The 22,131-nt window shown below is 57.7% G+C and carries 19 protein-coding genes; 9 read left to right on the top strand and 10 right to left on the bottom strand.

Going from position 1 to position 22,131, the window contains the following annotated elements:
- Positions 1 to 17 precede the first annotated feature (17 nt).
- From ACR0K5_RS10755 to xdhA, 7 genes are all read right to left on the bottom strand, one after another.
- Positions 18 to 1,091: a BMP family ABC transporter substrate-binding protein gene (locus ACR0K5_RS10755; protein WP_480629676.1), complete on the bottom strand. Its 1,074-nt coding sequence runs from the start codon at positions 1,089 to 1,091 to the stop codon at positions 18 to 20.
- 31 nt (positions 1,092 to 1,122) lie between these two features.
- Positions 1,123 to 2,043, bottom strand: coding sequence for an ABC transporter permease (locus ACR0K5_RS10750; protein ID WP_480629675.1), 921 nt, complete (start codon positions 2,041 to 2,043; stop codon positions 1,123 to 1,125).
- A 3-nt stretch (positions 2,044 to 2,046) separates the two neighbouring features.
- The gene (locus ACR0K5_RS10745) at positions 2,047 to 3,129 is read right to left on the bottom strand and encodes an ABC transporter permease (protein WP_480629674.1); all 1,083 of its coding nucleotides are present in this window, start codon (positions 3,127 to 3,129) and stop codon (positions 2,047 to 2,049) included.
- 63 nt (positions 3,130 to 3,192) lie between these two features.
- Entirely contained in the window at positions 3,193 to 4,710 is a 1,518-nt protein-coding gene (locus ACR0K5_RS10740) for an ABC transporter ATP-binding protein (protein ID WP_480629673.1), read from the bottom strand.
- Positions 4,707 to 5,642 carry a xanthine dehydrogenase accessory protein XdhC gene (gene xdhC / locus ACR0K5_RS10735; protein ID WP_480629672.1) on the bottom strand — a complete coding sequence of 312 codons (936 nt, stop codon included), beginning with the start codon at positions 5,640 to 5,642 and terminating at the stop codon, positions 4,707 to 4,709. Before xdhC ends, ACR0K5_RS10740 begins: the two co-directional genes overlap by 4 nt.
- Complete coding sequence (gene xdhB / locus ACR0K5_RS10730; RefSeq protein ID WP_480629671.1) at positions 5,642 to 8,044, bottom strand: xanthine dehydrogenase molybdopterin binding subunit; 2,403 nt, start codon at positions 8,042 to 8,044, stop codon at positions 5,642 to 5,644. The genes xdhC and xdhB overlap by 1 nt, the downstream gene beginning before the upstream one ends.
- A complete protein-coding gene (xdhA, locus tag ACR0K5_RS10725) occupies positions 8,041 to 9,402 on the bottom strand; it encodes a xanthine dehydrogenase small subunit (protein ID WP_480629670.1) in 1,362 nt (453 codons plus the stop codon). Before xdhA ends, xdhB begins: the two co-directional genes overlap by 4 nt.
- A gap of 343 nt (positions 9,403 to 9,745) precedes the next feature.
- Here xdhA and dnaE point away from each other — a divergent pair, with 343 nt between their 5' ends.
- The 3 genes from dnaE (at position 9,746) to ACR0K5_RS10710 (ending at position 13,934) form a co-directional block, all read left to right on the top strand.
- A complete protein-coding gene (dnaE, locus tag ACR0K5_RS10720; RefSeq protein ID WP_480629669.1) occupies positions 9,746 to 13,246 on the top strand; it encodes a DNA polymerase III subunit alpha in 3,501 nt (1,166 codons plus the stop codon).
- A gap of 85 nt (positions 13,247 to 13,331) precedes the next feature.
- Complete coding sequence (locus ACR0K5_RS10715; RefSeq protein ID WP_480629668.1) at positions 13,332 to 13,550, top strand: YMGG-like glycine zipper-containing protein; 219 nt, start codon at positions 13,332 to 13,334, stop codon at positions 13,548 to 13,550.
- Positions 13,551 to 13,565: 15 nt separating this feature from the next.
- Entirely contained in the window at positions 13,566 to 13,934 is a 369-nt protein-coding gene (locus tag ACR0K5_RS10710) for a hypothetical protein (RefSeq protein ID WP_480629667.1), read from the top strand.
- Positions 13,935 to 13,937: 3 nt separating this feature from the next.
- Here ACR0K5_RS10710 and ACR0K5_RS10705 read toward each other — a convergent pair whose 3' ends face one another.
- Positions 13,938 to 14,132: a SlyX family protein gene (locus tag ACR0K5_RS10705; RefSeq protein WP_480629666.1), complete on the bottom strand. Its 195-nt coding sequence runs from the start codon at positions 14,130 to 14,132 to the stop codon at positions 13,938 to 13,940.
- 128 nt (positions 14,133 to 14,260) lie between these two features.
- Between ACR0K5_RS10705 and hisS the strand changes: the two genes are divergently transcribed.
- From hisS to hisG, 3 genes are read left to right on the top strand one after another with little or no spacing between them, the layout of a single operon-like run.
- Complete coding sequence (gene hisS / locus ACR0K5_RS10700) at positions 14,261 to 15,748, top strand: histidine--tRNA ligase (protein ID WP_480629665.1); 1,488 nt, start codon at positions 14,261 to 14,263, stop codon at positions 15,746 to 15,748.
- Positions 15,749 to 15,751: 3 nt separating this feature from the next.
- Positions 15,752 to 16,840, top strand: coding sequence for an ATP phosphoribosyltransferase regulatory subunit (locus ACR0K5_RS10695; protein ID WP_480629664.1), 1,089 nt, complete (start codon positions 15,752 to 15,754; stop codon positions 16,838 to 16,840).
- On the top strand, positions 16,837 to 17,526 hold the full coding sequence (gene hisG / locus ACR0K5_RS10690) for an ATP phosphoribosyltransferase (protein ID WP_480629663.1): 690 nt from the start codon (positions 16,837 to 16,839) through the stop codon (positions 17,524 to 17,526). The genes ACR0K5_RS10695 and hisG overlap by 4 nt, the downstream gene beginning before the upstream one ends.
- On the opposite strand, the gene ACR0K5_RS10685 is transcribed toward hisG, so the two are convergent.
- Positions 17,527 to 17,958: a DUF1489 family protein gene (locus tag ACR0K5_RS10685; RefSeq protein ID WP_480629662.1), complete on the bottom strand. Its 432-nt coding sequence runs from the start codon at positions 17,956 to 17,958 to the stop codon at positions 17,527 to 17,529.
- Positions 17,959 to 18,087: 129 nt separating this feature from the next.
- Here ACR0K5_RS10685 and ACR0K5_RS10680 point away from each other — a divergent pair, with 129 nt between their 5' ends.
- Positions 18,088 to 20,373, top strand: a complete 2,286-nt coding sequence (locus ACR0K5_RS10680; protein WP_480629661.1) for an adenosylcobalamin-dependent ribonucleoside-diphosphate reductase — start codon at positions 18,088 to 18,090, stop codon at positions 20,371 to 20,373.
- A gap of 125 nt (positions 20,374 to 20,498) precedes the next feature.
- Here ACR0K5_RS10680 and ACR0K5_RS10675 read toward each other — a convergent pair whose 3' ends face one another.
- Positions 20,499 to 20,675 (bottom strand): helix-turn-helix domain-containing protein, encoded by a 177-nt coding sequence (locus tag ACR0K5_RS10675; RefSeq protein WP_055190019.1) that lies wholly within the window; start codon positions 20,673 to 20,675, stop codon positions 20,499 to 20,501.
- Positions 20,676 to 20,808: 133 nt separating this feature from the next.
- Between ACR0K5_RS10675 and ACR0K5_RS10670 the strand changes: the two genes are divergently transcribed.
- Both ACR0K5_RS10670 and ACR0K5_RS10665 read left to right on the top strand, forming a co-directional pair.
- On the top strand, positions 20,809 to 21,723 hold the full coding sequence (locus tag ACR0K5_RS10670; protein ID WP_480629660.1) for a hypothetical protein: 915 nt from the start codon (positions 20,809 to 20,811) through the stop codon (positions 21,721 to 21,723).
- Positions 21,720 to 22,130: a hypothetical protein gene (locus ACR0K5_RS10665; RefSeq protein ID WP_480629659.1), complete on the top strand. Its 411-nt coding sequence runs from the start codon at positions 21,720 to 21,722 to the stop codon at positions 22,128 to 22,130. The genes ACR0K5_RS10670 and ACR0K5_RS10665 overlap by 4 nt, the downstream gene beginning before the upstream one ends.
- The last annotated feature ends 1 nt before the right edge of the window (position 22,131 follow it).

Raw genomic sequence — 22,131 nt, 5'->3', positions numbered from 1 at the left:
TTCGTTTTTAGCACAGCTTACTGCGGAATTTCGCCTTCCAGCCCTTCGACATAGAAGTTCATTCCAGCCAGTGTGCCATCGTCAGCGGTTTCGCCTTCAGCCAGCCAATCGCTGCCGTCCTGTTTCTTCAGCGGGCCAGTGAACGCGTGATAGCTGCCGTCTGCAAGCGACGCCTTCAAAGCCAGTGCCTCTTCTTTGACGTCTGCGGGAACCGCACCCGAAATCTCACCGATTTCAACCATGCCCGGCCCGATACCGTCCCAGGTGTTGGAGGTCTCCCATGTACCGTCCATCACGGCTTTTGTCCGCGCGATATAATAGGGTGCCCAGTTGTCGATGATCGAAGACACACGCGGGAGCGGTGCGTATTCGCTCATGTCCGATGCCTGACCAAAAGTGATCACATTGCCCGCCTCTTGCGCTGCTGCTTGTGGCGCCGTCGAGTCGGTGTGCTGCAGGATGACGTCCGCGCCCTGTTCGATCAAAACGGTGGCGGCGTCAGCTTCTTTCGCCGGATCGAACCATGTGTAGGCCCAGACGATCTTGAACTCGACATCCGGGTTCACCTTCTTGGCGTGGATGTAGGCCGAGTTGATGCCACGGATCACTTCAGGGATCGGGTAAGATCCGATGTAGCCGATGGTATTGGACTTGGTCATTTTGCCAGCGATGTGGCCCTGAACGGCGCGGCCTTCGTAGAAACGGGCCGAGTAGACAGAGACGTTGTCAGCAGTTTTATAACCGGTCGCGTGCTCGAATTTCACGTTCGGGAATTTCTTGGCTACATTGATGGTGGGGTCCATGTAACCAAACGAGGTGGTGAAGATCAGATCTGCGCCTTCCAGCGCCATCTGGGTCATCACACGCTCGGCGTCCGGGCCTTCCGGAACTGATTCAACGAATACGGTTTCAACCTTGTCACCGAACTCTTTTTCGACGGCCTGACGGCCCTTGTCGTGCTCATAGGTCCAGCCGCCATCGCCCACAGGGCCGACATAGACGAAACCGACCTTGGTCTTGTCTTCGGCCATGGCCCCCGAGGCCAGACCCAACGCCATGGCGGCGCTTGTCAGAAGTGCAGTGAATTTCATGTGTTACTCCCCAAGTTGGTTCTGTTGGCCCCTAGTGTGAGGCATGGAATGTCCGGCCCAGTGAGGCAGGTGCGCTGCTCTTGTCGGCCGAAAGGATCACAAGCACAAGGATCGTGATGATATAGGGCGACATTGCCAGATACTCGACTGGAATGGCAACGCCTGCCGCCTGCAAATTAAGCTGCAGCACTGTAATGCCGCCGAACAAATAAGCGCCCAGCAATACCCGCCATGGCTTCCAGCTTGCAAAGACAACCAGGGCCAATGCGATCCAGCCGACACCGGCGGTCATGCCTTCGGTCCATTGCGGTACGCGGATCAGGCTGATGTAGGCTCCGCCCAGACCAGCGCAGGCACCGCCGAACATGATGGCCAGTATGCGGATCTTGATCACCTTATAGCCAAGTGCGTGTGCGGCATCGTGATTTTCACCGACCGCTCGCAGGATCAGACCAACGCGGGTGTACTTCAGTACCGCCCAGACGGCCGCTGTCAGCGCAATTCCCACATACAGGATCGGGTCATGCTGGAACAGGATCGGGCCGACAACCGGGATATCGCTGATCACCGGAATGTGGATGTCGCCCATGCTGGGCGGTTTGACCCCCACATAGCTCTGCCCGATCAGTGCACTGAACCCAAGGCCGAACAAAGTCAGAGCCAAACCGCTGGCCACCTGATTGGCCAGCGCAAACTGCGTCAGCAAGACAAACAGCAGCGAAAGAACAGCGCCGCCGATAGCGGCAGCAACAAAGCCCAGCCACGGCGAGCCGGTCTCGACCGAGATCGCAAACCCGCTGATTGCGCCTACGATCATCATGCCTTCGACGCCGAGGTTCAGTACGCCTGCCTTTTCGACGATCAGTTCTCCGATCGCGGCCAGCAGTAGGGGGGTTGCGGCCACCATTAGTGAGGCGACCAGAAGTACAGGATTGATTTCGCCAAGATCCATGGGTTACGCCACCTCGTTACGGGCCGCACGGATGCGGAAGTTTGTCAGAAGGTCGAAGGCCAGCAGGAAGAACAGCAGCATGCCTTGAAACACTTGGATGGCCGCGGCGGGCAGGCCCAGTTGAGACTGCGCGATTTCGCCGCCGATGTAGGTCAGCGCCATCAGGAACCCGGCCAGAAGTATGCCGACTGGATGCAGGCGGCCCAGAAAAGCCACGATAATTGCGGTAAAGCCATAACCAACATTGAAATCAATGCTGACCTGACCGGAAGGTCCGGATACCTCGAACATCCCCGCCAGCCCGGCCAGAGCGCCCGACATTCCAAGGCAGAACAGGATCAGGCGGGCGGGGTTCACGCCCGCGAACTTGGCCGCGCGGGGGGCTTCACCCGTCAGTCGGATATGAAACCCCAGCATGTGGCGGTTGAGCAGCACATAAGCAAAGATCACCGCAATGAAGGCCGCGACCACACCCCAGTGCATACCGGAACCTGCGATCAACTCGGCATTATGGGCACTTTCATAGGATTGAAGGTTGCGCGACCCGGGAAAGCCGAACCCTTCTGGGTTCTTCAGCAATCCCAGCGAGACCGAGGCGAGTATCTGCTCGGCCACGTAAACCAGCATCAGCGACACGAGGATCTCGTTGGTACCAAAGCGCACCTTTAGAAAAGCCGGGATCATTGCCCACAGCCAACCACCGAACGCACCGGCGAGAACCATAATCGGGAAAATGTACCACCCCTCAAGCGGATAGAATGCCAGACCGGCGCCTGCGCCAAAAATGGCCCCCATGATGTACTGCCCCTCGGCCCCGATATTCCAGATGCCGGCCCGAAAGCCCAAGGACAGACCGATGGCGATCAGCACCAGCGGTGCACCTTTCACCAATAGCTGCGGGCGATAATAATACGAGAATTCGCCGAACAGGGGTTCCCAGAAGATGGTGCCGATGGCCTCGACCGGGCTCTTACCCAGAATGGCGAACAACACTCCGCCAAAGAACATTGTCGCCAAAACTGCTACCAAAGGCGTTGCATAGGACCAGACCTTGGAAGGCTGAGGACGTTTCTCCAACACAATCATCAGCTCATTCCCCTGATTTCTTCATCTTGCCGTGAGTATTCTCGCCGAACGCGGCCCAAAAGATCACACATGCGCCACCTCCATCCCGTGGGCGCCACCCATCATCAACCCGATCTCATCGACCGTCAGGCCGGTGGTTGGACGTGGTGCACTCAGACGGCCTTCGTTCAGCGCAGCGAAGCTGTCTGAAATTTCCATCAGTTCGTCCAAGTCCTGAGAGATGCATACAACCGCCGTTCCCTTGGCGGCCAGATCGAGAATGGCCTGCCGGATCGAAGCAGCCGCCGCAGCATCCACACCCCACGTCGGCTGGTTCACGACCAGTACATCCGGGTCTTGCAGCACTTCGCGCCCGATTACAAACTTCTGCAGGTTCCCTCCCGACAAGGACCGCGCCGCATTTTCCGGCCCCGGTGTTCGGACGTCAAATATCTCGATGATCTTTTCTGCAAAGCTCTTGGTTTCGGCCCATTTCAGGAAGCCGTTGCTTTCCAGGCTTTCGCGGACTGACCCGGTCAACAGGGCGTTTTCAGTCAGGCTCATGTTCGGTGCAGCCGCGTGGCCCAGCCGTTCTTCGGGGGCCGTCAACACGCCAAGCTTGCGCCGCGCGGTTGGTCCCAGTTTGCCAATCGCCTGACCGTTGAATTTGATTGCGTCAGCTGATGTCAGGATTTCACCGGACAAAACGCCCAGCAATTCATCCTGCCCGTTACCCGCAACGCCGCCAATGCCCAGAACCTCGCCTTTGCGGACGGTCATATGCACGTTGCGCAATGCGGTGCCGAACTCCGTTGGCGAAGGCACCGACAGGCCGCTGACATCCAGCGCCACGTCGCCAAAGTCACGCCCCGAACGTTCCGGGGTTTGCAGGGTTGATCCCACCATCATTTCGGCCATGTCGCGGGCCGAGGTTTCAGCGGGTACGCATTCCCCCACGTTCTTGCCCAGACGCAGGATTGTGGCGTGGTCACACAGGGTCCGAATTTCTTCCAGTTTGTGCGAGATATACAGGATCGATGTGCCCTCGGACCGCAACTTGTTCAGCGTCTCGAACAGGATCTCCACCTCCTGCGGTGTCAGAACCGAGGTCGGTTCGTCCATGATCAGCAGTTTGGGGTCCTGCAACAGGCAGCGGATTATTTCGACACGCTGACGTTCACCAGCGGACAAGTCGCCGACAGTGCGGAACGGATCCAGCGGGAGGCCGTAGGTTTCGGACACTTCGCGGATACGCGAGGCCAGGTCACCCATGGCAGGTGGGTTCTCCATCCCCAATGCGATGTTCTCGGCCACGTTCAGGGCGTCAAACAGCGAAAAATGCTGGAATACCATCGCAATCCCGTCGGTCCGTGCGGCGCGTGGTTCGGCCGGTGCGAAGGGCTGACCGCGCAGAAGCATGGTGCCGCTGTCAGGCTTCACCAGCCCATAGATCATCTTGACCAGCGTAGATTTCCCGGCGCCGTTTTCACCCAACAGGGCGTGAACTTCGCCTTCACCGATGTCAAAAGACACCTGATCGTTGGCCACGACACCAGGATAGGCTTTGGTCAACCCTTGCAGGCTCAACAATGGTGTGGTCACGCGCTCAGGTCCTTCTTCAACTCGTTCTGTCGGGTCGGGCGCAGCAGTTGCGCTGCAACGCCGACGGCGATCAAATGTGGGTGTTTGCCCAGCGACGGGTCACCAATCGGGCAGGTGATCCGGCTTATCCGGTCGGGCGGATGCCCTAGGGCCGCCAGCCGTGATCGGAACCGCGCCCATTTCGTAGCCGAGCCGATCAATCCCGCAAAGCGGAAATCGTGCAAAAGCAGCCTGTTGCACAGTTCTAAATCCAGATTGTGTGAATAAGTCAGCACAAGATGCTCGGCGTCTTGAGGGGCATGGCGTACAAGGTCGGCCGGTTTTTCGGCTGGCAGATCGGTCACGCCTTCAGGAATCGCGTCCGGAAAGCGCTCGGGGCCGGTGTCGACCCATGTGATCGCAAGATCAGGCAGAGGGGCCAAAACATCAACCAGCGCGCGTCCCACATGACCTGCGCCCCAGATCCAAAGGTTTCTTGCCGGTTTATGCACCGGTTCGATCATCCAGCCGTCGATCAGACGTGGTTCGGGCGCAATACCCTGACTGCGGGCTGCCGACAGCAATCGCTTAACGGACAGGGGCACGCCGCCGCCCGATGCTGACCGTGCAATGATAGTATCATCAAGCGTTTCAACCTTCTTGAGATCATAGACCTCGCTCAACAACGAGACAGCTCCGCCACAGCATTGCCCCATGTCCGGTCCCAGCGTGTGGTGGGTCAGGCGGGCGGTCATTGATTGCGATCGTGCTGCATCCGCAGCCTGATACTCCAGTGTACCACCGCCAATAGTCCCACTTTGCCCGTCTTTCCAGACCAGCATAGCAGCGCCCACTTCACGTGGAGACGACCCTTTGATCCCGGCGACAACCACCCGAACCACCTTGCCGTGGGTTTTGACCGCCTCCTTCAAAGCCTCAAGGTCAAATCCCATCAGACGCCTCCCTTCATCCTCTGGATACCGTGCCAGACTTCTTCTGTCGTAGCCGGTGCGTTCAGGGCCGGGTACGTGTCTCCACAGGCGGTGACTGCGTTTGACAGCGCCAGCCATGCGGAAATACCAAGCATGAAAGGCGGCTCACCCACAGCTTTCGAGCGATAGATCGTGTCTTCGCGATTTTCGCCATCCCAAAGCGTGACGCTGAAGATGTCAGGCCGGTCCGAGCAGGCCGGGATCTTATAAGTCGAGGGCGCATGCGTGCGCAGGTTGCCCGTGTCATCCCAGACCAGTTCCTCGGTCGTCAGCCAGCCTGCGCCCTGCACATAACCGCCTTCGACCTGTCCGATATCCAGCGCCGGGTTCAGCGATGCGCCCGCGTCATGCAGGATATCTGTACGCAGAATGCGGTTTTCACCGGTCAGAGTGTCAACGGCAACTTCGGTAACCGAAGCACCATAGGCGAAGTAATAGAACGGGCGGCCACGTCCGGCGATCCGGTCCCATTCAATCTTGGGCGTTTTGTAGAATCCGGTGGCCGACAGACTGATACGCCCCTGATAAGTCAGAGCGGCAGCTTCGGCGAAGGTGTAGCGTTCTTCTCCGACGGAGACGTGGCCGTCCGAGAATGTGACTGTTGATGGATCGGCCTGATGCCGCTCTGCCAGATAGTCGGCCATCCGGTCACGGATTGTATCGCACGCTGCCTTCACTGCCATGCCATTCAGATCACTGCCCGAAGACGCTGCGGTGGCCGAAGTATTCGGCACTTTTGCCGTATCGGTCGCGGTGATCTTCACCATCTCCAGCGGGATGCCAAAGCGCGAAGCGGCAACCTGCGCGACCTTCTGGAACAGACCCTGACCCATCTCGGTGCCGCCGTGGTTCAAGTGGACCGAGCCGTCCTGATAGACGTGCACCAGTGCGCCCGCCTGGTTCAGATGTGTCAGCGTGAATGAAATACCAAATTTGACCGGAGAAAAGGCGATACCCTTTTTGATCACACTGTTCTCTGCATTCCAAACCTCAATTTCAGCCTTACGCGCGGCGTAGTCACTGGATTTCAGCAGCGCCTCGGTCATGCCATGCAGTTCGAAGTCGCTGATCTCCATGCCATAAGGTGTGGTATTGCCGCCGGCAGGCAATGGACGAACCGGTGCGTCACCCATCTCAACTGCGCCGCGGCTGGTCAGGTCTTCATGCGGGTCTGGATGGCCCAGTGGTTTTTCGGTTGGTGCGTGCTCGGCCACAGCGTGTGCAGGTTCATAGTAGTTTCTGCGGCGCAGCTCGACGGGATCCAAACCCAATTCATGCGCGGCGTGGTCCATTACGCGCTCAATACCCACCATCCCTTGCGGCCCGCCAAACCCGCGATAGGCCGTGGCGGATTGCGTGTTCGTCTTCAGTCGGTGGCTCTCGATCCGAGCGTTTGGCAACAGGTAAGCGTTGTCCGAATGCAGCATCGCGCGGTCGGCCACCGGCAAAGACAGGTCCTGCGCCCAGCCGCAGATCGCGTAGTGATGAAACGAGACGCCCTGAATATGGCCATGTTCATCAAACCCAGCCTTGTAGGCGATGCGAAAGGCGTGTCGTTTGCCTGTGATGATCATGTCATCGTCGCGATCATAGCGCATCTTGCACGCTTTGCCGGTTGCACGTGCGGCAATGGCGCAGGCCACAGCCAAAGCGTTCCCCTGACTTTCCTTGCCACCAAAGCCACCGCCCATGCGGCGGGTTTCGACCCGGACGGCGTGCATTGGAACGCCCAAAGCGTCAGCTACCTTGTGCTGAATCTCGGTCGGGTGCTGGGTCGAACTGTGCACCAGCATATCCGCGCCTTCGTTGGGCACGGCCAAAGCGGCCTGACCTTCCAGATAGAAATGCTCCTGGCCACCAAGTTCGAACGAGCCTTCGATCACATGCGGTGCGCTGGCAATAGCCGCGTCCGCGTCGCCTTTGGCGTAGATCCGCGGACCGTCTTCAAACCGGCTGTCGGCGGCCAACGCCTCTTCGACGGTCAGGATTGGTGTCTCTTCAGCATAGTCGACCCTGCCCAATCGTGCGGCTTTGCGGGCGGCAAGGTGACTGGTGGCGACGACCAGGAACACCGGCTGACCGATGTAGTGCACCGAGCCGTCCGACAGCAACGGCTCATCGTGGATCGAGGGCGAGACATCGTTGGCAAAAGGCAAATCTTCTGCCGTCATAACCATAACGACTCCTTCGGCGTCTTTCGCAGCCGACAGATCCATAGCGGTGATCTTGCCCTTGGCAATCGGGCTCAGGCCAAAGGCCAGGTGGAGCGTACCTTTGGGTGTTGGGATGTCATCCACGTAGCGCGCCGAGCCCGAAACATGCAAAGGGGCGGCGTCGTGGGGGAGGGGTTTGGTCACACTCATGCCGATACCTCCAGCACATTGGTGACCTCGCCCTGATCTTCGAGGAAATAGCGTTGCAGCATCGCTTTGGCGGATTCCAGACGATAGGTGGCCGATGCGCGCATATCTGAGAGTGGCAAAAAGTCGTCGGCAAAGGCAGGCAGCGCGGCGTCGATGGTCGCACCCGTCCACGGTTTGCCGACCAACGCGGCCTCGACGTTCGCCGCTCGCTTCGGAGTCCCGGCCATGCCGCCAAATGCGATACGCGCCTGTGTGACGCTGCCGTCTGAAACGGTGATATTGAAACACCCGCACACGGCCGAGATATCCTGATCGAACCGTTTGCTGAGTTTGTAAGTCTTCAGGCGATCTGCCTGTCGCGGGAAGCTGACGGCTTCGACAAACTCGCCCGGAGCACGATCCTGTTTGCCGTAATCGATGAAGAACTCTTCCAAGGGGATAGATCGCCGTTCCTTACCTTTGCGCAGGTGCAGAGTCGCGTTTAAAGCGATCAGCGCGGGTGGGTTGTCTCCGATAGGAGAGCCGTTGGCGATGTTGCCTCCGACAGTGGCCGCGTGGCGGACCTGAACGCTGGCATATCGACGGATCATCTCGGCGTAGGAGGGATGCACGTCGGCCAGCGCTTCTCCCATGCGGTTCATGTCGACCATCGCACCGAAGCGGAGTTCATCGTCGGTGATCGTAATCTCTTTCAGATCGTCACACCGGTTGAGGAAGATCACCGGGTCAAGATCACGCAATTGTTTTGTGACCCAAAGACCGACATCCGTTGCCCCTGCAACCAGAGTGGCCTCCGGGCGCTCAGCATAGATCTTCGCCAATTCATCCGACGAAACCGGAAGCCACGGAGAAGTGGCCGGTGGCGTTACCGGTTTGTCTTTCACCCAAACTGGAACCGGGTGTTTTTTTGCTGCCTCGGCAGCGCGAATGATCGGCGCGTAACCGGTGCAACGGCAAAGGTTGCCAGCCAGCTGTGTGTCATGGTCTGTCGCGCCATTCGTGTGACCGGCTATCATCGACATGACGAACCCGGGTGTGCAGAAGCCACATTGCGAGCCATGCAGATCAACCATTGCCTGCTGCACCGGGTGCGCTTCGCCGTTCGGGCCACTTGCGCCTTCAACAGTGCGGACGGCCTTGCCATGCAGTTGCGGCAGAAACAGAATGCACGAATTCAGTGCTTTGGCACCATCCTCATCCGTCACCATCACGGTGCAGGCCCCGCAATCGCCCTCGTTGCAGCCTTCTTTGGTGCCGGTCAGACCGCGATCTTCACGCAGCCAGTCCAGCAGGGTGGCTGTCGGATCGACATCCGCCAGCTCCACTGTCTCTCCGTTCAGAAGAAACGTGATGTTCATTCGAGAAACCCGTCGCCTTACCCGGTTGCGCCCCTGCGGCCCTCCTTCGATGCGACGTAGAAAGAGTGGCGGGCGAATAGCTTGCCTTGAGATGTTAGAAACAGCGCGGCTTGTCTGGCAAGAAAAACCGCCTTTATTATACACCATTGCACATGCACTGCCCCTGATCGTTTAGTTTGTGTAAAAGGCAGCCAGTTGTAAATAAAGCAGTTTTTGAATGTGGCACACGGTCAATCCCGAAGCACCTTCTGGAAAACCCGAATAATCAAAAATGATTATTTTGCCGAACAACGGCACAGGTTCCGGCTTTTGCACGCCTCTCAGCTAGGGTAGCCTGCGGTTCATGAGCAGTACTCCACGATTCATTCATCTCCGCGTTCACACCGAATATTCCCTTCTGGAAGGCGCCGTACGGCTGAAAAAGCTGCCAGCCCTTTGTGAAAAGATGGAGATGCCCGCCGTAGCCGTGACGGACACCAATTCCATGTTCTCGGCCCTGGAGTTTTCGGTGACGGCTAGCGGAGCCGGTGTGCAACCGATCATGGGCTGTCAGGTTGATTTGACCTATGTGCAGGCCCAGCCAGGCGAGAAGCCGAAGGCGCCCGCGCCGCTGGTGCTGCTGGCGCAGTCTGAGGTCGGGTACGAAAACCTGATGAAGCTCAGTTCGTGTCTCTACGTGGACAAGGGCGGGCAATTGCCTCAGGTCACTTTGGAGGAATTGGCTGACCGGTCAGAGGGCCTGATTTGTTTGACCGGTGGTCCTGACGGCCCGGTTGGAATGCTGTTGCAACAGGGTCAGCGCCCGGCGGCTGAAGCTTTGGTTGATCGACTGGCAGGGATTTTCCTCGATCGGGTATATATCGAACTTCAGCGCCACCCGGGTGAGGACGGCCAGCCCGAGGCAGAGCGCCTGACCGAGCGCGGTCATGTCGAGATGGCCTATGCCAAGAACCTGCCGCTAGTGGCTACGAATGACGTCTACTTCCCTACGTCAGATATGTATGAGGCGCATGACGCGCTGATCTGTATTTCCGAGGGGGCCTATGTCGATCAGCAAGAAGGCCGCCGCCGCCTGACGGCTCAGCACTATTTCAAGTCACAGCAAGAGATGGCGACCTTGTTCGCTGACCTGCCCGAGGCTATCGAAAACACTGTCGAGATCGCCAAACGCTGTGCCTTCATGGCCTATCGCCGTGACCCGATCCTGCCGAAATTCGCCGATGACGAAGTTGCCGAGCTGCGCCGGATTGCGAATGAGGGTCTGCAGAAACGATTGGCGGTTATCCCTCATGCGGTGACGCCCGAAGAGTATCAGGAGCGGCTGGATTTTGAGTTGGACATCATCGAAGGCATGGGATTTCCCGGCTACTTCCTGATCGTTGCCGACTTTATCCAATGGGCGAAAGACGAAGACATTCCGGTAGGGCCGGGTCGGGGCTCGGGCGCGGGTTCACTGGTGGCTTATGCGCTGACGATCACAGACCTTGATCCGCTGCGCTATTCTCTGCTGTTCGAACGCTTTTTGAATCCCGAACGGGTGTCGATGCCCGACTTCGATATCGACTTTTGCATGGACCGCCGGGAAGAGGTGATCCGTTATGTGCAACAGAAGTATGGCCGCGACAAGGTGGGGCAGATCATCACCTTCGGTGCTTTGTTGTCCAAGGCTGCGGTGCGGGATATCGGGCGGGTTCTTCAAATGCCCTATGGGCAGGTGGATCGCTTGTCCAAGATGATCCCGGTTGAGGGGGTAAAACCCGTCTCCATTGAAAAGGCACTGAAAGACGAACCGCGTCTGCGGGAAGAGGCCCGCAACGAAGAGGTTGTCGACCGTCTGCTCACCTACGGCCAGAAAGTTGAAGGGTTGCTGCGGAACGCTTCGACCCATGCGGCCGGAGTGGTGATCGGAGACCGTCCTCTGGATGCGCTTGTGCCGCTTTATCAGGACCCACGGTCCGATATGCCCGCAACCCAGTTCAACATGAAATGGGTCGAACAGGCCGGACTTGTAAAGTTCGACTTTCTGGGTCTGAAAACGCTGACCGTGATCCAGAACGCGATGGACCTGATCTTCAAATCAGGGCGTCCGTTGCACGTCGCCGCCGACGGCACCGAGCTTTATCAGCCCGCTGAAGGGGCCGAGAACCAGATCAACGCGATTCCGCTGGATGATGAGGCGACATATAAACTCTATTCTGCGGCGAAGACGGTGGCAGTGTTCCAGGTGGAATCCACCGGTATGATGGACGCGCTCAAGCGCATGAAACCCACGTGCATCGAGGACATCGTTGCTCTTGTGGCGCTGTATCGTCCCGGCCCGATGGAGAACATCCCGACCTATTGCGAGGTCAAGAACGGATTACGGAAGATCGAGTCCGTGCATCCTCTGATCGACCATATCCTTGAGGAAACCCAGGGCATCATTGTTTATCAGGAACAGGTGATGCAGATCGCGCAGGTGATGGCCGGGTACAGCCTCGGTGGCGCTGACCTGTTGCGCCGTGCGATGGGTAAGAAGATCAAAGAGGCGATGGACGCCGAGCGTCCGAAATTCGAAAAAGGCGCGGGTGAGAACGGCGTGGATGCCAAGAAGGCCTCCGAGGTGTTTGACCTGCTGGAAAAATTCGCCAACTATGGTTTCAACAAATCCCATGCCGCCGCTTACGCGGTTGTCAGTTACCAGACGGGCTGGCTGAAGGCGAACCACCCGGTCGAGTTCATGGCGGGTGTCATGAACTGCGACATCCATCTGACGGACAAGCTGGCTGTGTATTTCGAAGAAGTGCGCAAAGGACTGGAACTGCCCTATGTGCCGCCTTGCGTGAATCGATCGCTGTCGACGTTCGACGTTGTGAACGGTGAACTGGTATATGCGCTGGGAGCATTGAAAAATGTAGGTGTCGAGGCGATGAACCTTGTGGTTGCAGGGCGCGCCGATAAGCCGTTCGTCAATCTGTTTGACTTTGCACGTCGTGTGGATCTGAAGAAAGTCGGCAAACGCCCACTGGAGATGCTGGCGCGGGCCGGGGCCTTTGACGAGCTCGACAAGAACCGCCGCCGCGTCTTCGAAAGCCTTGACCGGCTGGTGCAGTATTCGGCGGCGATCCATGAACAGAAGAACTCCAACCAGGTTTCTCTGTTTGGTGAGGCCGGTGACGACCTGCCCGAGCCACGCCTGTCGCCAACGCCGGACTGGCTGCCGGCCGAGCGTCTCAGCGAAGAATTCAAGGCCATAGGCTTCTATCTGTCCGGTCACCCACTGGACGACTACATGCCGGCTTTGAAGCGTAAACAGGTTCTGACGCTGGATGAAGTGATGGAAAAAGCCCGCTCTGGCCCGCTAATCGCCAAGATGGCCGGAGTTGTGGCCGGGCGGCAGGAGCGAAAATCGGCAAAGGGCAACCGCTTTGCTTTTGCTCAACTGTCTGATCCCACTGGAGCTTACGAGGTTACGCTGTTTTCGGACACGTTGGAGAAATGTCGCGAGTTTCTGGAAACCGGGGCTCAGGTGGTTCTGACCGCCGAGGCGACGATGGAGGCCGATCAGCTCAAACTGCTTGGGCGGTCGGTCGGGCCTGCGGATTCTCTTGTGGCCGAGGCCGGCGCAACCGGGTTGCGCATCTTTGTTGACGAAGCGCAGGCCGTACCAACGGTCGCCAAGGTGTTGGAAGATGCCGCCTCTGCCGCGAAAGGGGCCGCTCGGGGGCCAATCCAGTTCATGTTGCTGGACCCAAGCCTGCCCGGCGATGTTGAAATGGATCTGGGGCGCGAGTTCCCGATCAACCCGCAGATCAAGGGCGCGATCAAATCGCTGGAAGGCGTGATGACCGTCGAAGAGATCTGACCGCGCTTTGTTGCCAGACAGTTAGCGCCTCGCTAGGCTGACTTGACAGAGATGTCTTTAGGTCATGCCACGGGAGGGCTTTGATATGGCGGTAGCAGGTCTCAAGTTCAGAAAATTTGTGTTTGGAGCGGCGGCTTCACTGGCTATGGTTTCGGCCTCAGCTGGTTTGGCAGATGACAAGAAAAAAGAAAACACGATCAAGGGTGCTGTGATCGGCGCAGGCGTTGGTGCTTTGATTGGTGACGGCAAAGGCGCTGCCGCAGGTGCGGTAGCCGGTGCGCTGATCGGCGCGAATTCCAAGTGAGTGGAGGAGCACCAGATGCGTATTAATCCAATTAACGTGGTTGCTGCTGCTGCGATACTGACCAGTCCCGGACTAGCCTTTGCTGACGAGGAAGCCGAACAGATGATGCAGGACGCGCTGCCGCATATGTATCACACCTGTACTTCTGTCATCGAAGAGGCCGACGGGAACGAGGAGTACATTCTGGACGTTGTCGGGAAGATGACCGCCCTGTCGCTTTATAACCGTCAGGTCGACATAGAGGCCCACGCCACTTCGGATGAGGAGAAGGCCGCGCTGCGCGAAACATTTCTGGCAGCTTTGAAAGATGGCTGCGCTGGTGACGAAAACGCCTTGTTGGGCGGTGTAGTGGACAACGCGGTAAAATCAACGCTGGGGCTGTAACGCTCAGTAGTGCGGCGGCCGTTCGTCGCCAAAGACGACGCCGCCTGATCCTTCCTGCGTGCGTTCGGCTTCACGCTGCAGCAGCATTTCAACCCGGCGGGTCAGGCGGTCGATTTCCGACTGTTGTTTGGTGACGACCGTGTTCAGTTCATCCACGGTACGGGTCAGATGGGCGATCTTTTCTTCCAGATGCTGCATGATGCACTCCTGTCTTGCGCTGGTCATAGCGACCCTGTGACGCCATGGCCAGAGAAAGCGCGCCTTGCTCCGATGCGGGCCATGGGTTAGACCGCGCGCGGATTAGGATACTTCCAAGGACGCCCCAAATGGCCAAGCCCAAGAAACAGCCCCGCCCCAAGGCAGTAACGCCGAAAGGGTTCCGCGACTATTTCGGCGAGGAAGTCACGCAGCGCACCGAGATGCTGCGGACGATTGCGGGCGTTTACCATCGCTATGGTTTCGACGCCTTGGAGAGCAGCGCGGTTGAAACCGTCGAGGCGCTGGGCAAATTCCTGCCCGACGTGGATCGCCCGAACGAAGGTGTCTTTGCGTGGCAAGAGTTTGATGAAGGCGGCAATGGCGATTGGATGGCTCTGCGGTATGATCTGACGGCCCCTTTGGCCCGCGTCTACGCGCAGCACCGCAATGATTTGCCGACGCCATATCGCCGCTATGCGATGGGTCCGGTCTGGCGCAACGAAAAGCCGGGGCCGGGGCGGTATCGTCAGTTTTATCAATGCGATGCTGATACGGTCGGCACGGCCTCGATGGCTGCAGACGCCGAAATCTGTGCGATGCTGTCGGACACGCTGGAGACTGTGGGTATTCCGCGCGGTGACTATCTGGTGCGGGTCAACAACCGTAAGGTTCTGAACGGTGTGCTCGAGGCGATGGGGCTGGGCGAAGATGCCGCTGCCCGTGACAACGTTCTGCGCACCATCGACAAGTTTGACAAAGTGGGCGAGGCCGGTGTGCGTGAGTTGTTGACCAAAGGCCGGTTGGACGCCTCCGGCGCGTTTATCGACGGGGTGGGCCTGAGCGATGACCAGGCCGAGCCCGTGGTTGCGTTTTTGACCTCAAAGGCTGCGGATACTGCCGGAACGCTGGCCAACCTGCGCGCTGCCGTGGGCAACAGCAAGATCGGCGCGGATGGCATCGCCGAGTTGGAACAGATTGGCGCGCTGCTGGATGCAGGTGGCTATGGTTCGGACCGGATCGAGATTGACCCTTCGGTTGTGCGTGGTCTCGGTTACTACACCGGGCCGGTTTACGAAGCTGAACTGACCTTCGAGATTTTCGACGAGAAAGGCCGCAAGCGGCAATTCGGGTCGGTTTCGGGCGGCGGCCGTTACGACGATCTGGTCAAGCGCTTCACTGGGCAAGAGGTTCCCGCGACAGGTATTTCCATTGGTGTCGATCGCCTGCTGGCCGCTCTGCGCGAAAAGGGTCGGCTCAGCGCGCAGGCCACGGGACCAGTTGTTGTCACCGTCATGGACCGAGACAGGATGGCCGATTATCAGGCGATGGTGGCCGAGCTTCGCAACGCAGGCATTCGATCCGAGGTTTATCTGGGCAATCCCAAGAATTTCGGCAATCAGTTGAAATACGCGGACAAGCGGAATTCTCCGATTGCTGTGATCGAGGGTGGTGACGAAAAGGCCAGCGGGATCGTGCAGATCAAAGACCTGATCCTGGGTGCCAAGATCGCCGAAAGCGCGACGCTTGAGGAATGGAAAGAACGCCCCAGCCAGTTCGAAGTGCCGCGTGGTGAACTGGTCTCGAAAGTGCGTGAAATTCTGGACAGTCAGGACTGACACATGCCCAACCGTTCACAGATACAGGCCCGCGCCGCGATGATGCGTGTCCGGTTTGAGGCTGCGGGCGCTCAGGTGGTGGACACACCCCTGTTGCAACCGGCAGAAACGCTGTTGGATCTTTATGGTGAAGATATACGCGCCCGTGCTTATGTGACTTCGGACGCGCTGAGGGGTGAGCAGATGCTGCGCCCGGATTTCACCTTGCCTGTCGTGCAGATGCATATGAACGAGGGCGCCGAACCTGCTCGCTATACTTATTCAGGTGAGGTGTTTCGCCGCCAGGAACACGATCCGGATCGTGCCAACGAGTATATTCAAGTGGGCTATGAGGTCTTTGACCGGGATGATCCTGCGGGGGCGGATGCCGAAGTTTTCTCGTTGATGGCGCTACAGCTGCGAGGGTTGCCTCTGCGGTCTGCGACAGGGGATATCGGTATCCTGACCGCCGCCGTTGAAGGGTTGCGTACGACCGACCGGCGCAAGGCGGCGCTGATGCGGCACTTGTGGCGGCCGCGCCGCTTCCGCGTTCTGCTGGACCGGTTTGCAGGTCGCAAGCCGTCTCCGGAAGGGCGCGACGCGCTGCTGGACGCCGCCGACCCGATGGTGATTGACGCCCCGATGATCGGCAAGCGCCGTGTGATTGAGATCGAAGCGCGGATTGAAGCGCTGCGCGAAGACCGCGAAACGGCCCCGATTTCAGACAATGAACTGGCCGGGCTGGAAACGTTATTAAATGTGCGCGAAACCATGCCTTTTGCGCTGGAACAATTGCGCGACGTGGCGGTGGACCTGCCACAGATCACGCCCGCTCTGGACCGGTTGGAAGCGCGCGTGGCTGCGCTACAAGCGCGCGGCGTCGATGTGGAACGTCTGGATTTCGAGGCCGCCTACGGCCGAACGTCGATGGAATACTATGACGGTTTCGTATTTGGTTTTTACGCTGAAGGTCGCCCCGATCTTCCGCCAATCGCCACTGGCGGGCGTTATGATGCGCTGACCCGGCAATTGGGTAATGGGGCCGAAATCCCCGCTGTGGGTGGCGTGCTGCGCCCCGATCTGATGCTGGAAATCGAGGAGGCCGAAGTATGAGCCTGAAGCTTGGCGTGCCCTCGAAGGGCCGGTTGATGGAAAAGACCTTCTCGTGGTTCGAAAAGCGCGGCATCGCCTTGTCACGCAGCGGTTCGGACCGAGAATATGCGGGTAAGGTCGAAGGGATCGATGATGTCTCTCTGATCCTGCTGTCCGCGGGGGAAATCCCGCGTGAACTGGCGGCGGGACGGATTCATCTGGGCGTCACCGGTATCGATCTGGTGCACGAGAAGCTGCCGCGCTGGGAACAGCAGGTTGAAGAGGTGTCGCAACTTGGTTTCGGCAAGGCCGATCTGATCATTGCCACACCAGCCTGCTGGGTCGATGTGGAAACGCTGGATGATCTTGATGCGGCGGCGGCAGCTTTTCGCAAGACCCACGGCCACCGGCTGCGGATTGCTACCAAGTACCACCGGCTGGTGCGGGAATTCCTGACTGACGCGGGCGTGGCCGATTACACTCTGGTCGACAGTCAGGGTGCGACCGAAGGCACGGTAATGAATGAAACCGCAGAGGCGATTGCCGATATCACTTCGACTGGTGAAACCCTTCGGGCAAACCACCTGAAGATCCTGTCGGACGGTCTCATCCTGCAATCGCAGGCCACGCTCTGGCGCAGCCGGGTTGCAAAATATGACCCGGCGGAGAAAGCGGTTCTGTCCGAATTGCTGGATCGGCTGCGGTAACTACAGCACGCCTATTTCTGCCAGAGCGCGGTTCAGATCATCGGGCAGGGCATCGTCCTGCTCGCGGTTCTTGGGCAAGTCAGCTGGTGTGTCTTCAGGCTTGAGATAGCGCCATCCCTGAAATGGGCGCTTCAGGGCATTCTGGGTGCGGTGTACCTCGGGCTCCAGCACAATGGCACAACGGCGGATGCCATCTTCGCCAATTACCTCATCCAATCGCAGAATGCGTTGGCGGCACTGAACCACGCCCTTGATCACCCAATAGATTGATCCGCCATTCAGAATCTCGGCTTCGCGTTTGGGCCACATACGGGTGACGTGTCGGGGGCAACCGTCCTGGTAAAGCGGCTTGCGGCTGTCTTGCCAGGCCATCAGCGTATCGACGCTTTCCGAGCCAACCGAAAGTTTTATGAGGTTTACGTAGTTATCCACAGCTTTCCCACAGAGTCGTCCCGAGGATGATCTTTATATTGTAGCTCGGTTCTCGGTGTCATCAAGGTGTTGTGGTGAGGATGTGATTTGAGGTAGTCTGGATACCTCTTTCAGCACAGGGAATCACCAATGAGCCGCTTTGCCGCCCCCATCGCCGAGCAGATCTGGGATATGAAATACCGCTTTAAACAAGCGGATGGCACGCCCATCGATCAGACGGTTGAAGACAGTTGGCGGCGTATCGCCCGCGATCTGGCGCGGGTAGAAAACGACCCTGGGCATTGGGAAGAGAAATTCTATGAGGCGCTGGAGGATTTCAAATACCTGCCAGCCGGGCGCATCACAGCAGGTGCCGGTACCGCGCGGCAAGTCACCCTGTTCAACTGTTTTGTCATGGGCACGGTGCCTGACAGCATGGGCGGAATCTTTGACATGCTGAAAGAGGCCGCGTTGACCATGCAGCAGGGTGGCGGAATCGGCTATGATTTCTCAACCATCCGCCCACGTGGCGCGGATGTGCATGGGGTGGCAGCGGATGCTTCGGGCCCGCTGAGCTTTATGGACGTCTGGGACGCCATGTGCCGCACGATCATGTCCGCAGGCTCGCGGCGCGGCGCGATGATGGCGACAATGCGTTGCGATCACCCGGATATCGAACAATTCATCACGGCCAAGTCCGATCCGGCCCGTCTGCGCATGTTCAACATGTCGGTGCTGGTGACCGATCCGTTCATGGAAGCGGTCAAGGCGGACGGCCCTTGGGAACTTGTGTTTGGCGACAAGGTCTATCACACCGTTCAGGCGCGTGATCTTTGGAACAAGATCATGCAGGCGACCTATGACTACGCAGAACCGGGCGTGATTTTCATCGACCGGATCAACCAGGCTAACAACCTGAGCTACGTCGAAACCATCGCAGCCACCAACCCGTGTGGCGAGCAACCTTTGCCACCTTATGGCGCGTGCCTGTTGGGCTCGATCAATCTGGCACGGCTGGTAGCTGAACCGTTTGAAGCCACCGCTCATCTGCACGAAGAGGCGCTGCAAGAGCTTGTCGCCACGGCTGTTCGGATGATGGACAACGTCGTTGATGCTTCGAAATTCCCGCTGGCCGAGCAAGAGGCTGAAGCGCAGGACAAGCGCCGTATCGGTTTGGGCGTGACCGGGTTGGCGGATGCATTGCTTATGCTGGGCCTCCGCTATGGGTCCGACGAGGCGGCGCGTCAAACCGAGCGCTGGTTGCACGCAATCGCGCGCGCCGCGTATCTGGCCTCGGTCGACTTGGCGAAGGAAAAGGGCGCATTCCCCTTGTTCGACGCCGAGAAGTATCTTGCAAGCGGAACAATGCAGCAGATGGATGACGACGTGCGGGATGCCATCCGTGAACATGGCATCCGCAACGCTTTGCTGACTTCAATTGCGCCGACTGGCACGATTTCTCTCTATGCAGGGAATGTGTCGTCCGGGATCGAACCAGTTTTTGCTTATGCATACACGCGCAAAGTGCTTCAGAAAGACGGTTCACGCACTGAAGAAGAGGTGGTGGATTACGCCGTTCAGATGTGGCGCGACAAGTTTGGTGAAAAGGAACTGCCAGACTTTTTCGTCAATGCTCAAACGCTCTCGCCGTCGGATCACGTCAGGATGCAGGCAGCCGCGCAGAAGTGGATCGACAGTTCAATCTCAAAGACAATCAATTGCCCTGAAGACATCAGTTTTGACGCTTTCAAGGATGTGTATATGCAGGCTTGGGATCTGGGGTGCAAAGGCTGCACCACCTATCGCCCGAATGACGTAACGGGTTCCGTTCTCACCGTTTCGGAAAGCGCGGACACCGCACCGGGTGAAAACGCAGCGGCGCCGCATGAGGCGGATGGCGGCGATGTGATCTATATGTCCGAGCCGTTGGATCGGCCACAGTCGCTGGAAGGCTCAACCTACAAGCTGAAATGGCCCGATAGCGAGCACGCGATATATCTGACGATCAATGACATCGTCATCAGCAATCGCCGACGCCCGTTCGAGGTGTTCATCAACTCGAAGAACATGGAGCATTACGCCTGGACACTGGCGTTGACCCGGATGATCTCGGCCGTGTTCCGGCGGGGCGGGGACGTGTCCTTTGTGGTCGAAGAGCTTAAGGCCGTCTTTGATCCGCGTGGCGGTGCCTGGGTCAAAGGCAAGTACATTCCGTCTATACTGGCAGCAATCGGCGGAGTGATCGAGCAACACATGGTCGCTATAGGTTTCCTGGAAGGCGAAGGTATGGGGCTGAAATCCGATCCGCAGGCGCAGGTGGTCAACATGGACGCTCCCCGAGGTAAGGCGTGCCCATCCTGCGGCCAATACGACATGGTGATGATCGAAGGTTGCATGACTTGCCGTAGCTGCGGACATTCAAAATGTGATGGTTGATTGAGAGTGTTGTCTTGTTGTGGTGCGTCAGGTGACACGGCCATTTTAGTCACGAGATGACCGGTATCTCGTCATTAAAAGATCAACGATATGGCGGTATGAATTTCCAATCGCACAAGGCATGCTCAGTCTTTTAAGAGAACCCAGCTTTCGACACCCAATCCAACCGCAACCCGGTACAGATTATCAATGGATATATTCTGTTCAGAACGCTCGACTGCACTAAGGTAGGTTCTATTCAAACCAGCCTCTTCCGCGAGACGCTCTTGAGACCAGCCTCGCTCAGCCCGAAACTTGCGCATGTTTCGGGCGACAGTGTCTCTGAGGGGGCTTTTCGGCGTTCTTTTCACACACAAGTCTATTGAGCAACGCCGGTTTTAACACTACCTGTTTTAACATACATTCGTAGTTGTATTACGCCGAGAGGGTGCATTTGTGAAAACACTTATCCAATCTTGTTGCGGAGCAATGAGCTCTGCTCGTCTTTGGTCCAAAATCTCTTCTGTGATCCTGGTCTTTGGCCTCTGCCCGATTGAGGCATTTGCAGATACAAAACTGCAACCACTGACATCAAAACCTGCGCGTAGGGCGACCTCATATTCGGTCTTGGATGTCAGCCCAAATGATCTGGCCTCTGAAGCGAAGGAAGCGCTTCTAACACATTTCAGTAAACCACTTGTTGATGAATTAGTGACGCTTAATGTCCGTAGCTCTAATGGGCGTGAATTCCGATACGAGTATGCCCAGCGGTTGCTGTCCCCATGGGTGACACCGTTCCTGCGCATGGGGCAGGAACCATATGAGGAAGTGACCCTGTCTTTGGCGACTGATGTTTTGGAGGGGCGGGTCTTGGGCATTCAGCGAACCATCGTTGCCGTAGGCGAAGATCCTCCCTCTGCAGAAGCGGTGTTTTCTCAAATCAAGGAAACTTTTGGTCCACCGTCTTATGAGAGGTTGGACAGCTTTGAATCTCATCTTCTGTACCTGCATAGCTCGGATGGGTTCATTTCGAACTTGCAAGACTTGGACGCTCAAGTTGTCGCTCAATCTGGACAGGGTAATCTCCGCACGTCCATAGGTGTGGCAGGTGGCCAGTTCGACAAAGAAACGCCATGTATCACAGCTATCGGGCGGCCTGCGGTCTACCAATTCAAGTCGCCGCGCACAGACGATCCACTGGCTGGTTGCAATCTGGTTTTCCATGTGAAGGTGCAGGCTACAGGTGGAAAAACCACCATTGGTTTCGGTTTAGTCGACTATGCGCTGGTTCGATTAAACCGTGACGAAACAGACCGTCAAATCCTTGAAGTACTTGAGCAACCACAGTCGGAAAGCAAAATTAAACTATGACGGCACGATCAAAGGCCCCCGTGCAGGACTTGGAGACTAGGTTTGCACCCGTTTTTGCACTCAAAGCGGCAAGTAAGGTTTTCGGTCCAGATGATCCTGTTCTGACAGCTTCGGAAATGCAGAACGCTTGGAACGCATTGAGAAACGCTGTTCCTGCTGTGCTGGCCCATTGTCAGTGCTTCAGCACGAAACCAGAAGATGACGATCAATCAAAGATGATTTCATCGTGGGATTTCATGAGCGGTCGTGAGGTGCGTATCTGCGCAAACAAGCGCGGTGGCTACGATCTGTGTGTGCTGGCTGAGCATGGGGAATGGTCTGAAACCCAGCTGTCGTTGGATGTGTTGTTGTTGAAGCTGCTGGCGTTGGACTATTTGCCTGAGCAATTTCGAGCTTTCTCCTGTTAGG

It is taken from the genome of Ruegeria sp. AB9, assembly GCF_056542585.1.
Note: the sequence above shows the minus strand (reverse complement) of the source record. Positions and strands in the feature narration are given on the sequence as shown.